The organism is Halorhabdus tiamatea SARL4B (assembly GCF_000470655.1).
Taxonomy (GTDB): Archaea; Halobacteriota; Halobacteria; order Halobacteriales; family Haloarculaceae; genus Halorhabdus; species Halorhabdus tiamatea.
On sequence record NC_021921.1, the window covers coordinates 729,051 to 742,675 of the forward strand.

16 protein-coding genes are annotated in these 13,625 nt (G+C 63.9%); 7 read left to right on the forward strand and 9 right to left on the reverse strand.

Going from position 1 to position 13,625, the window contains the following annotated elements; genetic code table 11:
* Window positions 1-87 precede the first annotated feature (87 nt).
* Window positions 88-1,635 carry a dockerin type I domain-containing protein gene (locus HTIA_RS03800; protein ID WP_021029618.1) on the forward strand — a complete coding sequence of 516 codons (1,548 nt, stop codon included), beginning with the start codon at window positions 88-90 and terminating at the stop codon, window positions 1,633-1,635.
* 125 nt (window positions 1,636-1,760) lie between these two features.
* Window positions 1,761-2,444: a DNA repair and recombination protein RadB gene (radB, locus tag HTIA_RS03805; protein ID WP_008527258.1), complete on the forward strand. Its 684-nt coding sequence runs from the start codon at window positions 1,761-1,763 to the stop codon at window positions 2,442-2,444.
* Window positions 2,445-2,616: 172 nt separating this feature from the next.
* Here radB and phoU read toward each other — a convergent pair whose 3' ends face one another.
* The 5 genes from phoU to HTIA_RS03830 all read right to left on the reverse strand — a co-directional run bounded on the left by phoU (window position 2,617) and on the right by HTIA_RS03830 (window position 7,999).
* On the reverse strand, window positions 2,617-3,297 hold the full coding sequence (phoU, locus tag HTIA_RS03810; RefSeq protein ID WP_008527260.1) for a phosphate signaling complex protein PhoU: 681 nt from the start codon (window positions 3,295-3,297) through the stop codon (window positions 2,617-2,619).
* Window positions 3,298-3,370: 73 nt separating this feature from the next.
* Complete coding sequence (gene pstB, locus HTIA_RS03815) at window positions 3,371-4,294, reverse strand: phosphate ABC transporter ATP-binding protein PstB (RefSeq protein ID WP_008527261.1); 924 nt, start codon at window positions 4,292-4,294, stop codon at window positions 3,371-3,373.
* Between the two features lie 4 nt (window positions 4,295-4,298).
* Window positions 4,299-5,960 (reverse strand): phosphate ABC transporter permease PstA, encoded by a 1,662-nt coding sequence (gene pstA / locus HTIA_RS03820; protein WP_008526377.1) that lies wholly within the window; start codon window positions 5,958-5,960, stop codon window positions 4,299-4,301.
* Between the two features lie 37 nt (window positions 5,961-5,997).
* Window positions 5,998-6,951 (reverse strand): phosphate ABC transporter permease subunit PstC, encoded by a 954-nt coding sequence (gene pstC / locus HTIA_RS03825; protein ID WP_008526376.1) that lies wholly within the window; start codon window positions 6,949-6,951, stop codon window positions 5,998-6,000.
* 37 nt (window positions 6,952-6,988) lie between these two features.
* The gene (locus tag HTIA_RS03830) at window positions 6,989-7,999 is read right to left on the reverse strand and encodes a phosphate ABC transporter substrate-binding protein PstS family protein (protein ID WP_008526375.1); all 1,011 of its coding nucleotides are present in this window, start codon (window positions 7,997-7,999) and stop codon (window positions 6,989-6,991) included.
* Between the two features lie 377 nt (window positions 8,000-8,376).
* Here HTIA_RS03830 and HTIA_RS03835 point away from each other — a divergent pair, with 377 nt between their 5' ends.
* Window positions 8,377-9,381 (forward strand): phosphate signaling complex PhoU family protein, encoded by a 1,005-nt coding sequence (locus HTIA_RS03835; RefSeq protein ID WP_008526369.1) that lies wholly within the window; start codon window positions 8,377-8,379, stop codon window positions 9,379-9,381.
* 12 nt (window positions 9,382-9,393) lie between these two features.
* Here the strand turns inward: HTIA_RS03835 and HTIA_RS03840 are convergent, their stop codons facing one another.
* Both HTIA_RS03840 and HTIA_RS03845 read right to left on the reverse strand, forming a co-directional pair.
* Entirely contained in the window at window positions 9,394-9,765 is a 372-nt protein-coding gene (locus HTIA_RS03840) for a 30S ribosomal protein S8e (RefSeq protein WP_021029617.1), read from the reverse strand.
* Between the two features lie 141 nt (window positions 9,766-9,906).
* Complete coding sequence (locus tag HTIA_RS03845) at window positions 9,907-10,110, reverse strand: ferredoxin (protein WP_008526364.1); 204 nt, start codon at window positions 10,108-10,110, stop codon at window positions 9,907-9,909.
* A 171-nt stretch (window positions 10,111-10,281) separates the two neighbouring features.
* Here HTIA_RS03845 and HTIA_RS03850 point away from each other — a divergent pair, with 171 nt between their 5' ends.
* Complete coding sequence (locus HTIA_RS03850) at window positions 10,282-10,722, forward strand: DUF2240 family protein (protein ID WP_008526363.1); 441 nt, start codon at window positions 10,282-10,284, stop codon at window positions 10,720-10,722.
* On the forward strand, window positions 10,722-11,084 hold the full coding sequence (locus HTIA_RS03855) for a hypothetical protein (RefSeq protein ID WP_008526362.1): 363 nt from the start codon (window positions 10,722-10,724) through the stop codon (window positions 11,082-11,084). The genes HTIA_RS03850 and HTIA_RS03855 overlap by 1 nt, the downstream gene beginning before the upstream one ends.
* Before the next feature lie 17 nt (window positions 11,085-11,101).
* Here the strand turns inward: HTIA_RS03855 and HTIA_RS03860 are convergent, their stop codons facing one another.
* The gene (locus HTIA_RS03860; protein ID WP_008526361.1) at window positions 11,102-11,761 is read right to left on the reverse strand and encodes an HAD family hydrolase; all 660 of its coding nucleotides are present in this window, start codon (window positions 11,759-11,761) and stop codon (window positions 11,102-11,104) included.
* Window positions 11,762-11,911: 150 nt separating this feature from the next.
* On the opposite strand from HTIA_RS03860, the gene pyrF reads away from it, so the two are divergent.
* On the forward strand, window positions 11,912-12,760 hold the full coding sequence (gene pyrF / locus HTIA_RS03865; protein ID WP_008526360.1) for an orotidine-5'-phosphate decarboxylase: 849 nt from the start codon (window positions 11,912-11,914) through the stop codon (window positions 12,758-12,760).
* Here pyrF and HTIA_RS03870 read toward each other — a convergent pair.
* Window positions 12,748-12,948, reverse strand: coding sequence for a hypothetical protein (locus tag HTIA_RS03870; RefSeq protein ID WP_008526359.1), 201 nt, complete (start codon window positions 12,946-12,948; stop codon window positions 12,748-12,750). The genes pyrF and HTIA_RS03870 overlap by 13 nt on opposite strands.
* A 120-nt stretch (window positions 12,949-13,068) precedes the next feature.
* Here HTIA_RS03870 and HTIA_RS03875 point away from each other — a divergent pair, with 120 nt between their 5' ends.
* Window positions 13,069-13,614: a CDP-2,3-bis-(O-geranylgeranyl)-sn-glycerol synthase gene (locus tag HTIA_RS03875; protein WP_008526358.1), complete on the forward strand. Its 546-nt coding sequence runs from the start codon at window positions 13,069-13,071 to the stop codon at window positions 13,612-13,614.
* Window positions 13,615-13,625: the final 11 nt, after the last annotated feature.

A 13,625-nucleotide genomic window follows, 5' to 3' on the forward strand; every position in this document is an offset into this window, starting at 1 on the left:
CCCTCAGAGTGCCGAGAGACAAAGCAGCCGGAAGATTCGGAACGAGATCCCATTACAATTAAGGGAATGCGTTCTGAATAGCACGTCATGCCAACACGACGGGGCGTGCTCACGGGCCTGGCGGGGGCCGGGGCGATCGGGATCTGTGGGACGACGATATCGACGGCACGGGCAGCCGAGTCGGCAGGACTCCATCAACAAGCCAAGCTCGCCGCTCACGACGTCGATCCGGCCGACAGGTTCGGCGATTCAGTCGCCGTGTCGGACAATGGAACCACCGTACTCGTCGGTGTCTCGGAGGACGAGGATCCGAACGGGGAACGAGCGGGGTCGGCATACGTCTTCGAACGATCGAACGAGACGTGGAGGCCCCAGGCGAAACTCACCGCCGAGGACGGTGACACACGCGATTACTTCGGCGATGCAGTTGCCGTATCGAGCGATGGCACGACGGCCCTGGTCGGTGCGGCGACTGACGAGGACCCGAACGGGGAGCGAGCGGGGTCGGCATACGTCTTCGAGCGATCGAATGGCGAATGGCATCAACGGGCAAAATTCATCCCGGACGATGGAGATGGAGACGATTACTTCGGCGTCTCGGTGGCGGTTTCGGGTGACGGGACGACCGCTCTCGTCGGTGCCCAAAGTGACGAAGATCCAAATGGCGACTATGCAGGCTCAGCGTACGTTTTTCGACGGGCAAACGACGAGTGGAGCCAGCAGACGAAACTGACCGCCGAGGACGGTGAACCGTTTGCCTTCTTCGGTATCTCGGTCGCGATATCGAGCGACGGCACGACAGTACTCGTTGGTGGGCCGAATGGCAGAAATTCGAACGATGATAACGGAGGCGCAACGTACGTATTCGATCGGTCAGATGAGAAGTGGAATCAGCGAGCGAAGCTCACCGCTGGGGACGGCAATTTGGGCGACAGCTTTGGCGATGCAGTGGCGGTTTCGGGCGATGGCACGACCGCCATCGTTGGTGGGCGAGGAGACGAGAACCCGAGCGGCACGGAGTCCGGTTCGGTCTACGCCTTCGAGCGATCGAGCGACGAGTGGAGCCAGCGGACGAAATTCACTGCCGAGGACGGTGATTCACCCGATTTCTTCGGTAATGCAGTCGCCGTGTCGAGCGACGGGACGACCGCCCTCGTCGGTGCTATCGGAGACGATGATCCGAATGGCGAAAACGCAGGCTCGGTGTACGCCTTCAGGCGATCGAACGACGAGTGGAGCCAACAGACGAAACTCACTGCCGAGGACGGCGATGCAAACGATTCCTTCGGCGATGCAGTCGCCGTGTCGAGCGACGGGACGACCGCCCTCGTCGGTGCCATCGGAGACGAGAATCCAAACGGCGAGGAGGCCGGCTCAGCCTACGTCTTCGAGTCGGGACTATCCTCGCCGGGGACACCAGCCGTGACTGGAGAAACGCCGGCAACTGATCCCAACGACGACGGGCGATACGAGGACGTCAACGGTGACGGGGCGTTCGACATCGCCGACGTGAGCGCGCTGTTCCGGAACTACCGGAGCGAAGCGGTCCAGAACCGCCCGGAACGGTTCGACTTCAACGGCGACGAAACCAGCGACATCGTCGACGTCATCGCACTGTTGGCCAGGTTACTGTAGCACATCCAGCCGGCGGTGGCTCTCGTGGTCGAAGTCGGCCACCTCGCCCGATCCACTCAGACTGTTCGTGGCTCGGCGCTGTCGATCCGCGGGGTTTTTCCACCGACCACCAGTACCACTGCGCAGTGAGCGAGCCAATTTCGACCGGCTGTGACGCCGTCGACGACCTGCTCGGCGGGGGCCTCGAACGCGGTGCCGTCACGCAGATCTACGGCCAGCCGGCGGCGGGGAAGACCAACCTCGCGCTGGGGGCGGCCGTCGAAGTCGCTGCAGGGGGTGACTCGGCGCTCTATCTCGACACAGAGGGCGTCTCGATCGACCGCATGGAGCAACTCGCCGACGCCCGAGGGGACGTCGACAAACTGGCCTCGCGGATCATCCTCACCGAAGCCCACACGTTCGCGGAACAACAGGAAGCGGTCAGGGACGCCGAGGAGTTCGGCAGTCAGGTCGACCTGATCGTCCTCGATAGCGCGACGGGGTTCTATCGGCTGGAACGCACCGAACAGGAAGACGGCGAGGCGTTACGGGCTGTTGCCCGCCAGATCACCCACCTCCTGAGCCTGGCTCGGAAGCACGACCTCGCCGTCGCGTTCACCAATCAGGTGTTCAGCGATCCCGACGGCGATCGCGCACGCCCGCTCGGCGGCCACACGCTCAACCACTGGTCGTCGATCGTCCTCCGGCTGGACCGGTTTCGTGGGGGCAAGCGACGGGCCACGCTGGAGAAACACCACGCGAAAGCCACCGGCGATACCGCCCGCTTCCAGATCACGGACGCGGGGATGAGCGCCGTCGAAGACATTTAGCGAAGAAAGGAGCGACTGACAGTGGACAGCTGTCGGCGTTACAGAGAGCATACGGCGGCCGCAGGTCGCCGTTTCACTGCTGGCGAAGCCGTAGGCTGAGCCAGCAGGAGTTTTTGGTCCAGCTTTTTGCGAGACGGGTTCGCTTGCGAACCCGTCGAAGTAAAAAGGTGGGTTAGTAGATCAGGGCGTCGTCGTTGTCGACCATGTACAGCGTGCGGGCGGCGATGTTGACAGCGTGGTCGCCGACGCGTTCGAGGTCACGAATCGTCAACAGGAGCCGGGAGACATCGCGCATGAGACTCTCGATCTCTTCTTCGGACGTCTCCTCGTCGATCTCGCGTTCGATCAGCCCGCGCATGACCGTATCGGAGGCGTCCTGACACATCGCGTCGACCTCGTCGTCACGGTCGCCGATTGCATAACAGAGGTCGCCGTCCCTCTCAGTATAGGCCGTCATGGCCTGTTCGTTCATCTCGACGACTGCCTCCCCGATCGCCTGGACGTCGACGTCGAGAGCGAGTTCCTGTTCGGCCTCGATAGCGTACTCGCCGAGGTTGACCGCGAGATCGGCCACCCGTTCGAGGTCAGTGATGATCTTGAAGCTCGCGGCGATAAACCGGAGGTCGCCGGCGACCGGCTGCTGGAGCGCCAACAGATTGACGCATTCGCGTTCGAGATCGAGATAGAGCTGGTTGATTTCGTCGTCACCCTCGATGACCTCACGGGCGAGTTCGTCGTCTTTCTTCTCTAAGGCGTCCAGTCCAGTCCGGAGGCGGTCGAAGACCACCTCACTCATGTAGAGGACGTCCTCCTGGAGTTCGTCGAGTTTCTCCTGATATCCTTCACGTGGCATGTTTCCTCCTGGGTGAGTCGGTCCTAAATATGTTGTTCTTTTTTAAACGATTCGAGGGTGTGTCGCGAACGCGTCATCCGAACTTCCCGGTGATGTAGTCCTCGACGCGCTGGCTGTCGGGATTCTCGAAGATCTTCTCAGTGTCGTCGTACTCGACGAGTTCGCCGCCGGTGAGGAATACCGCCGTCTTATCCGAGATCCGGGCCGCCTGTTGCATATTGTGGGTGACGATGACGACCGTGTACTCCTCGGCCAACTCCTCGATGAGATCTTCGATCTTCGAGGTCGCGATCGGGTCGAGCGCACTCGCGGGTTCGTCCATCAGGATGACCTCCGGGTCGACGGCGATGGCGCGAGCGATACAGAGTCGCTGTTGCTGGCCGCCCGAGAGGTCCAGGGCCGATTCGTCGAGTTGGTCCTCGACCTCCTCGAACAGCGCCGCCCGTTTCAGCGCGGTCTCGACCTTCTCGTCCAGGTTCTCGGTCTCGTCCTGGATGCGCAGGCCGTAGGCGACGTTGTCGTAGATGCTCTTCGGGAAGGGGTTGGGATGCTGGAACACCATCCCGATTTTCCGGCGCAGCGCGACCGGATCGACGTCGTCGTCGTAGACGTTCTTGCCGCGGAATCTCAGTTCACCCTCGATGCGGGCAGCGTCGATGAGGTCGTTCATGCGGTTGATCGACCGGAGGAACGTCGACTTGCCACACCCGGACGGACCGATCAATGCCGTCACACGGTTCTTCGGGATCTCCAGGGAGATGTCCTGGAGAGCCTGGACGTCGTTGTAGTAGACGTCGAGGTTTCGCGATTCGAGAACGGTCTCGGCCGCGCCGTCGCGTGTCGTCGTGCCCTCGCGCGTGATCGAGCGAGAGAGGTGACTGTCGCTGGTCGGGTCGGCTGTATCACGCCCGGTGGAATCGTCGGTTCCGTCGCCGGAACCCACGATCGTCGATTGATCGGTACGATCGTCCGGATCGGTTGCGTTGTCCTGTGTCATGCGTTTAGGCTCGCTCGAACTTGTTTCGGAGGATGATTGCGGTTCCGTTCAGTACCAGCAATACCACCAGCAGCGTCACGACGCCGGCGGCCACCACGCCGTAGCGGAACTCGGCGGCCGGCTCGAACGCCCAGGTGTAAATCTGTCGGGGCATGGCGCTTCCCAGATCGAAGAGGCTGTTCGGGGCCAGCCGGACGGAGGCGGCGATCCCCACCAGCAACAGTGGGGCGGTCTCGCCGATCGCCCGGCCGAGGGCCAGGATCGTCCCCGTGAGGATGCCGGGGATCGCTTCGGGCAAGACGACATTGCGGACCGTCTGCCAGCGGGTCGATCCCATCCCGTAGGCGGCCTGGCGCTGAGAGTCCGGGACGGCCTCGATAGCCTCCTGGGCGGAGATGATCACGATCGGGAGGATCAACAGCCCGACCGTCAGCCCGCCGACCACGATCGACCCGTTGGGGAAATGCATGTACCGGACGAACACGGCCAACCCGAGCAGACCATAGACGACCGAGGGGACGCCCGCAAGGTTCGAGATGTTGATCTCGATCACCGTGACGATCTTCCCCATCAGTCCGCTCGAGGGGGCGTACTCCTCTAAGTAGATCGCTGCGCCGACACCGATCGGGAACGTCGCGACCACGACGACGATCAGCAGCATGACCGACCCGACCAACGCCGGGTAGATCCCGGCCGCGGCGGGATCTGTGTCCGGTACGCTGGTGAGGTACGCCCAGTCGAGCCAGGTCTCCGGTCCGGCAAATCCCAGCGCGTCGGTCAGGACGACGCCGAGGAGTCCGCCGACGACCAGGACGATCGGGAACGCAAGGCCGGCGATCCCGTCCCGTCGGCGGTAGATCCCCTCGACGTAGACCGCGATCGGGACCGCCGTCGTCGTATAGACGATGGCCCAGGTCGTCGCGGCGATCCCGGTAAGGGGTTCGAGCACGAGCGTCCCAAGCCCACCCGCGAGAACCAATCCCGCAGCGACCAGGCCGTCTCGCCGGCTCTCGCGGCGGCGACCGACGAACCAACCCGCCAGGGCCGCGACAGGCAACGTCAGCGTCGAAAGCAACTGCAGCGACGGCAGCGGGAGGAGTGGCGACTTCAGGATCAACTCGGGAAGACTGACTACTCGCCGGGAGAGGCCAAGAAGCCGTGCGATCTGCGTCGGTGGCGTCCCGAACAGGGCGACGACCGCGAGCAGCGGCGCGAGCAGGAGGCGCTCGAGTGCGGCGGTGGACCGCAGCCTGGCGTGAGTGACCAGCCCGCCAACCAGCACGGCGACGCCGATCGCGAGCGCGAAGAATTCCCTGATCGCCAGCAACTCGGCGAAAACGACGCCCAGCCCGCCGGCGAGCAGCAGTCCGACGATCGGGAGTCCGGTCGTCGTGTAGGCGACCTCGCCCGCCGGGCCGTCGGCCCGGAAATAATAGTACGCCCCGAGGACGACGGCCGGGAGGCCGACCGTCCCGAGGAAGACGAGATGCCAGCCCGGATCGGCCGAAAGCGGCTTGAACGCGTCGTTTGCGACGTACAACAGGAGGACGAACACCGACAGGAGCCCGATCGAGGTGGCCACCAGACACAGCGCCTCGAAAAGCCGGCCGCGAGTCTGGCTCACCGCACTGTCTTCACCGTACCAGCCGGCGTCGGTCGTCCCCATCAGGCAGTCACCTCCACGATGGTGTCTCGATAGTCCATCATTCGTATTCCTCCCTGTAGCGTGCGGCGATGCGATCGCTCACGAGGTTCATCGCAAACGTGACGACGAACAGCGTCAGGCCGATGGCGAACATACTTCGGTAGACCGGCCCGGCGGCGTTCTCGGCATTGACCAACTGAATCATCGCGGAAGTCATCGGCTGGTTCGACTCGAAAAGGTTCGCAAGCGGATCGAAGAATTCGACGAGTTGGGGGCTCTGACCCATCGCGACCGCGACGATCATCGTCTCGCCGATGGCCCGCGAGAGCGCGAGAATGAACGACGAGAAGATACCGGAGATCGCTGCCGGGATAACGATCCCCGTCGAGACTTCGTACTTGGTGGCTCCCAGTCCATAGCCGGCCTCTCGCAGCGAGTCCGGGACAGCACTCATCGCGTCCTCGCTCAGACTCGAGACCATCGGGACGATCATGATCCCGACCATGATCGACGCGCTGAGGACGTTGAACGTTCCAAGCGGGAGGCCGAGCGTGATCAGGAACGGCGTGATGTATACCAGCGCAAAATACCCGTAGACGACCGTCGGGATGCCGGCCAGGATCTCCAGAGCAGGCTTGAGAATGGAGCGCATCCGCGGGCTCGCGTACTCGCTGAGATACGTCGCCGCGGCCAGACCGATCGGGATCGCGACCATCGCCGAGAGGACGGTGACCAGGATCGTCCCACTGAGCAGGGGGAGCACCCCGAGCTGTCCCTGACTGATGACCCATTCCGTCCCGAGAAAGAACGCGACGGGGTCGTAGCTGGCGAAAAACGAGAGGGCACCTTCCGTCAGCACGACGACGATGCCGACCGTGACGAGAATCGAGACCGACGCACAACCAAAGAGGAGATACCGGTAAAGCCGCTCGCGACCTGCCTCATCGGGAGCGGACGTGATCGCCGTGGCAGTGTCCGCAGTCGCACTCCCTGTTGTGACGTCCGTGCTCATCGATCCCGACCCCCCGAAGGAACGCGGTAGACGCCGATCATGGTGTTTCGAGCAGGAGTTTCGCGAGGTTGTCGTCCCTGGTCTCCTCGTCGATGGGCACGTACCCGACTTCGCTCACGAGATCGGTCCCAGCCTGCTCCAGGTAAAAAGAGGTGAAATCGAAGACGGGGTCGCGAGTGAGCGACTGCCGGTTGACGTAGATGAAAAGCGGCCGAGTCATCGGGTACGAGCCGTCCGTCGCGTTCTCGATCGTCGGTGGGACACAGCCGCCGCCCGATCCGCCGTCGACTGGAACCGCCTTCACGCGATCGCTGTTCTCGGTGTAGTAGGCGAACCCGAGATAGCCCATCGCGTATTGATCGCCCGCGACACCCCTGATGATGATGTTGTCCTTTTCGTTCGGTTCGTGGTCGGTCGTGTGATCGTACTCCTCGCCGATGACGTTCCCGTGGAACCAGTCGTAGGTCCCGGAGGTCGAGGCTGGCCCGAACAGCTTGATCGGTTCGTCGGGCCACTCGTCACGAATGTCAGACCACTGTTTGGCACCACCCTCGTCGCGCCAGATCAGCGAGAGTTCCTCGTAGGTTAGACAGTCCACCCAGTCGGCGTCGTTGTTGACTATGACAGTCAAAGCGTCCCTGCCGACCTGAAATTCGACCGGTTCGACGTCGTTATCCCGACAGGAGGCCAGCTCCTCGTCAGTGATCGGTCGTGAGGCGCCGTTGATGTCCGAGGCACCGGGACAGAAGTGGTTTTTGAATCCGCCGCCGGTCCCCGTCGAGTCGACGGTGACGTTGACGTTGTTTTCCGTCGCGACCGTCGAGTCGGCGGTGGCGTTCTCGTCGTCTACCCCCATGAATTGCTGAGCAATCCGGTCCGAGATCAGATAGACCGTAGACGAGCCCTTGACGATTACCTGTCCATCGTCACCGCCGCCGGGGTTCGAGCGGACGTTCTCGACGCAGCCGCTCACTGCGGCCGTTCCGACCGCCCCGGCACCGAGGAGAAAGTCCCGCCGTGAAACGTCACGTACGGTCTTGCGTGCCATTGTTCGACCAAGTTGCTGAGACGGATAAGTACCCTACTATTAGCAGTATATAGACTATATAGTCATATTTACTCGGATACGAAGCGCGCCTCCAGCAGCCGACTGAACCCACGAAACCGCCAGAGAAAGTGGCATGATCTGGGTTACCGCCGTGATGAGATACCTGTAGGACCGACAGAAGGATGACGTTCAGCAGGCTCCTAGCTCCTGGCTCCTGGCGACAACAAAGAGAAGAGGACGTGGACGACGCGAGAAGTCCCAAGTTCCGGTCGCACACAGTCCGAGACGCAGGACGTTCCACTCGGCGGGACCGGTGGTTGCGGATATTATATATAGATTCGAAAGCGTTTATTGTGATACGGTCAGTATCGGATACTATGGAGACCCGGAAGGTCCAGGTAACCGGTGGCTCGACGTATACAGTCTCGTTGCCCAAGGAGTGGGCGACTGAAAACGAAGTCAGTGCAGGCAGCGTCGTGGAGTTCCACTCCGAGGAAGACATGTTGTTGCTCTCGCCCCAGGACGACCGTGAGCGGGCCGAAGGCAGCCTCGACGTGAGCGGGTTGACCGACGAGACGGAGTTGACGCGGGCCGTGATGACGATGTACGTCAGCGGCTTCGACATCATCCGGCTCGAAGCGCCACGGATCACCGCAACACAGCGCCGGCACATCAGGAACGCCACCCAGGGGCTGGTCGGCCTGGAAGTCATCGAAGAGACCGGCGAGCGCGTCGTCCTCCAGGACCTGCTTGACTCCTCGGAGCTGTCGGTCCACAACGCCATCACCCGGATGCGGCTGGTCTCGCTGACGATGTCGGCCGACGCGGTGACTGCCCTGATCGAGGACGACGACGAACTCGCCGCCGACGTCATGGAGCGCGACGACGACGTCGACCGTCTGTGGTACATGGTCTCGCGGGTCTTCCGAACGGTACTTCGAAACCCGACCGCGGCCAACGACATGGGGTTTCCACGCGAAACGGTCTTCGATTACCAGTCGGGTGCGCGCCAGCTCGAACGCATCGCCGACCACGCCAACAAGATCGCCAATATCGCGACCAACATCGACGACGTCCCCGGGGAGGAAGCCGATGCGCTCGATGAACTCTGTGAGATCGCCATCTCGGTCCCCGAGACGGCGATGGACGCGCTCCTGGCAGACGAACCCGACGAGGCCGTCTCGCTGGCCAACGAGGCGCGGGCGCGTATCCCGGAAGTCGACAAAAAAGCTCGGGAGGTCGACAGTCTGATCCGGGAGTTCGACGACCCACAGCGAGCCCACCGGCTCGGTCTCGTGGTCGACTCGTTAAGTCGGACCGCCGACTACGGGAGCAACATCGCCGAGAGTGCCTTACAGAAAGCGGTTCCTCAGCCGTCCTGACGGCCCAGACAGTTACTCGAGCAGCGCGGCGTTGACCTGGCCGTCCTGGCCGGGTCGGGAGGTCACACGCGCTTCGCCCTCGCTGGTCGCGACGACCGCGCCCTTGGTGATGATGTTCCGCCGGACGTAGTTGGGGTTTGCGGGATTCTCGACGACGTTCTCGATCTCGGCAGCGACGGTTCCGTCGTCAGTGGCCACGCTGGCGATGTCGGTCGCGACGGCACGGATCTTTTCGGTCCCGCCGCGGGCATCGACGAACTTGAGTTTCTGCTCGCCGACTTCCGTCTCGGTCGGTTCGTCGCCGAGTTCGTGACGGCGCTTGTTTCGTGCGTGACGGCGTCGCCCGCCGGTTCGCTTTCGCGTCGAACGGCCCTGGAATTTCATGTCTGAGAGAAGTGTCACCGCGCACTTGAACCTCTCGAATCGCGATTGGATGTTTCCCGCGCTCCGGTCGACACTGCGGACGACAGGGGTGGACCGACGACTCATCGACGAGAGTGCCCGAAAAGACGGATTGGGCGGCCGTTATTCCTCGACGATGATCGCGTCGACGGGGCAGGCGTCCGCAGCGTCCTTCGCGGCCGCGATGAGATCGTCGTCGTCGATCTCTTCCATCCCATCGACGACGTACGCGAGGCCGTCGTCACGCATTTCGTAGATCTCCGGTTCCATCGACGCGCAAATCTGATCGCCGACACACAGGTCCTGATCGACTTCGACTGTAGCCATTATTGTAACCTCCGGCGGTACTTGCCGACTCAGACTCATAAAGGACACTGTGTTTCTCCGGACCCTGGAATCCTCACGGTGAATCGTTCGCTTCCCGTGGCTACCGAGGACTCCCCGCGCTCGCCCCATGATCGCCAGCTTTAGGCGTCTCTATCGCCCTCCTTTCGGACGATGAGTCTCCGGACAGCCGTGGCCGCCCCGTTCGTCCAGGCCGGGAGCGAAACACTTCCGCGGAGCGACTTCGTCGTCGATCTCAGCCTCGATCGCGACTGGTTCTCGCCGGAACAGGCAAAGCGACTGATCGACGTCGCCGAAGGGGAGGGACTGGTGACCGCGAGCGGCGACAGCCTCGAACTCACCTTCGACCCGGCGTCCGTGACCGTCCCCGATGGATACCAACCCGACGAGTCGATCCTGCGCGAGCGCTCGACCTTCGAGCGCGTTCTCGACGCTGTCGTGGCCGAGGGGACGGACAAACAACAAGCGGTCGCGGCGATCAACGGCCTCCAGTCCGAGCTGGGCGTCACCCTCGAGACGGCGGCGATCCTCTACGCGCGCCGGCAGGGAGTCGAGGTCGCCGACGCGATCGACCGCACGCTGGAGGCCCTGTAATGGTCGAAAACCGTGTCACGGACGGCGAGCGCATCGCGACGCTCCTGCGGGCGGAGATCGACGGCCGCGAGACGGCGGGACTAGATCGGCTTTCGATCTTGGAGGGCGCAGATCGAGCCGAGCTTTCGGTGGACGAGGATTCGGCTGTCGTCGACGACGATGGCCGCGTTCTCGCCACGCTGGAGCCGACATCCGACGGACTTTTCCTTCACGTGCGGGCCAGCGAATCGGCTGTGCAAGGGCACGCAGACGATGAATTTTTGAAAGTCGAGGAAGCAGATGATCAGTTTCTGGTCACTGTCCCGACCGCCGCCGCGGTCAAGCGGGCCGTCGATTTGCTCGCTGCCGCCAGTGAAAACTGAGAGTCGCCCCCGCCCGCTCACAACTCTTCGAGAACGTCGAGCAGATCCGTCCGAAGCTTGTCCCGGTCGATCGCGGCGTCGGCCCGTGGGTGCAGTTCGGGACCACCGGGATACAGCACCTGCACCGCGGCCATCCCGGCGTCTTTTGCCCCCGCAACGTCGACCTCCGGCTTGTCGCCGACGTAGACCGCCTCCGACGGCCCCACCCCGAGGTCGTCGAGGATCGCCTCGAACGCGATCGGGTCGGGCTTTCGCGTCTCCAGTGCGCCAGTCACGACGCTGGCGTCGAGATACTCCTCCCACCCCAGTTTGTCGAGTTTACTCCGCTGGGCGCGGACCGGCCCGTCGGTCAACACGCCGACGCGATAGCCAGCGCCGTTGGTGAGATGGGCGAGCAGGTCGGTCGCGCCCTCGACCGGGACGAGGGCGTCGTTGACCGCCTGGCGGTACGTGTCGGCCACCGCGCCAGGATCGACCGTCTCGTCGTCGATGACGGCCGCGAAAATGGGTGCCCGTGTCTCGCTCGTTACCGTCTCGTGATGGGTGTCCTGATACGTCGCGTACTCGATCGGGTCGCCGCCGGCCACGGCGGTCGCCTCCGCGATCAATGTGCCCCGATCGCGCGTGGTCACGGCCAGCGTCTCATCTAGGTCGAAGACCACCGCGTTGACGGTCATCGGGTGGGGATACACTGGAGGTGCAATTGAGTGTTCCGTTCGACGCAACGTCTGGGTCGCGTTGACAGACCGAGCGCAAGGGGCGCGCGATGGCCGGGGAAGCGACAGTCGGATGGAAATACTTGAGTCGTGGGGATCCGGAGGGTGGATATGACCTTCTTCGAGCGGCTGGCCGACCGAATCGGCCAGGTCGACAGCGTCGTCTCGGTGGGCTTAGATCCGGACCCCGATCGCCTTCCCGAGCACCTCGCCGACCGGGAGTTGCCACGGTGGGCGTTCAACCGCCGGGTCATCGACGCGACCCACGAACATGCCGCCGCGTACAAACCCAACGCCGCGTTCTACGAGGACCCCGACGGCTGGCGCGCACTGGCTGAAACCATCGCCTACGCCCACGGCAAGGGCGTCCCGGTCCTGCTCGACGCCAAACGGGGCGACATCGGCAACACGGCCCGCCAGTACGCCGAGGTACTCGACGGGGACGGCCTCGACGCCGACGCGATCACCGTCAACCCCTACATGGGCCGGGATTCTCTGGAGCCATTCCTCGCTCGCGAAGAGGCCGGCGTGTTCGTTCTCACGCGAACGTCGAACCCGGGTGGGGCGGACCTTCAGGATCTCGAACTCGCCGACGGCGAGGCGCTCTACGAACGCGTCGCGGCGCTGGCGGACCTCTGGAACCGTAACGACAATGTCGGGCTGGTCGTCGGCGCGACCGCCCCCGAAGAACTCGAATCCCTGCGCGAGCAGGTTCCGGATCTCCCCTTCCTCGTCCCGGGCGTCGGCGCGCAGGGTGGGGACGCCGAGACCGCCGTCGAGCACGGCCTGGCTGACGTGCCGGGGGTCGATCCCAGGGTCGGCCTCGTGAACTCCTCGCGGGGGATCATCTTCGCCGGCGAGGAGGCGGGCGGCCCGGGCGACGCTGCTCCCGACGCCTACTATCGGGCGGCCGGCGAAGCCGCAAAGCGACTCAAGCGCCGGCTGAATCAGTACCGGTAGGTGTCAGCGTCGTCGGGCCGGTCGTCCCCACTCCCACTGGGGCCGCCACCGCCGACCTCGCCGGCGCACTCGACGCAGAGCCCGACCGACGCCTCGTAATGACGGCCACAGACGAGCGCGCCACATCGATCGCAGGTATGCTGGGCACCCGCGCGGCCACAGATGCCACAGAGACCGGAACTGCTCATACTCGCGGTTGGCCGGCGAGAACCTTCAGTACTGGGCTCGACTCGCCGCCGACCGGGACCGAATCGACGACGCACGGAATCACGTATCTTTAACTGGCGGCCGTCGTATCGCCGGGAAAGATGTCGTGGCTCTCGGTCGTAGTCGTGGCGTTCTGGGCGATGTTACCCGCCTACCTCCCGAACAACGTCGCCGTCCTCGCCGGCGGCGGCCGACCGATCGACGGCGGGCGAACCTGGCGCGGCGGCCGCCTGCTCGGCGACGGCAAGACCTGGCGCGGCACGATCGCTGGCACCGCGGCGGGGGCCGCCCTGGCGCTCGCGCTCGACGCCGTCGCCCCCGGTGTCGGTGACGCAATCGGGGTCGACCTGCCGGGATTCCCGATCGCGGCCGCAATCGCGCTGGCGCTGGGCGCGATGGTCGGTGACATCGCCGCCTCGTTCATCAAACGCCGCCTCGACCGCCAGCGCGGCGCGCCCGTCCCCGGCCTCGATCAGCTCGACTTCGTACTCGGCGCACTGGCCCTGGCGGCACTCGCCGCGCCGACCTGGTTCGGCGAGACGTTCACGCCGGCTGTCCTCGTGGTTGTCGTCGTCCTGACTCCCATCCTGCACGTCACGACGAACGCAATCGCGTACGTCCTCGGGCTGAAGGACGAGCCGTACTGAGAGACGCGGTT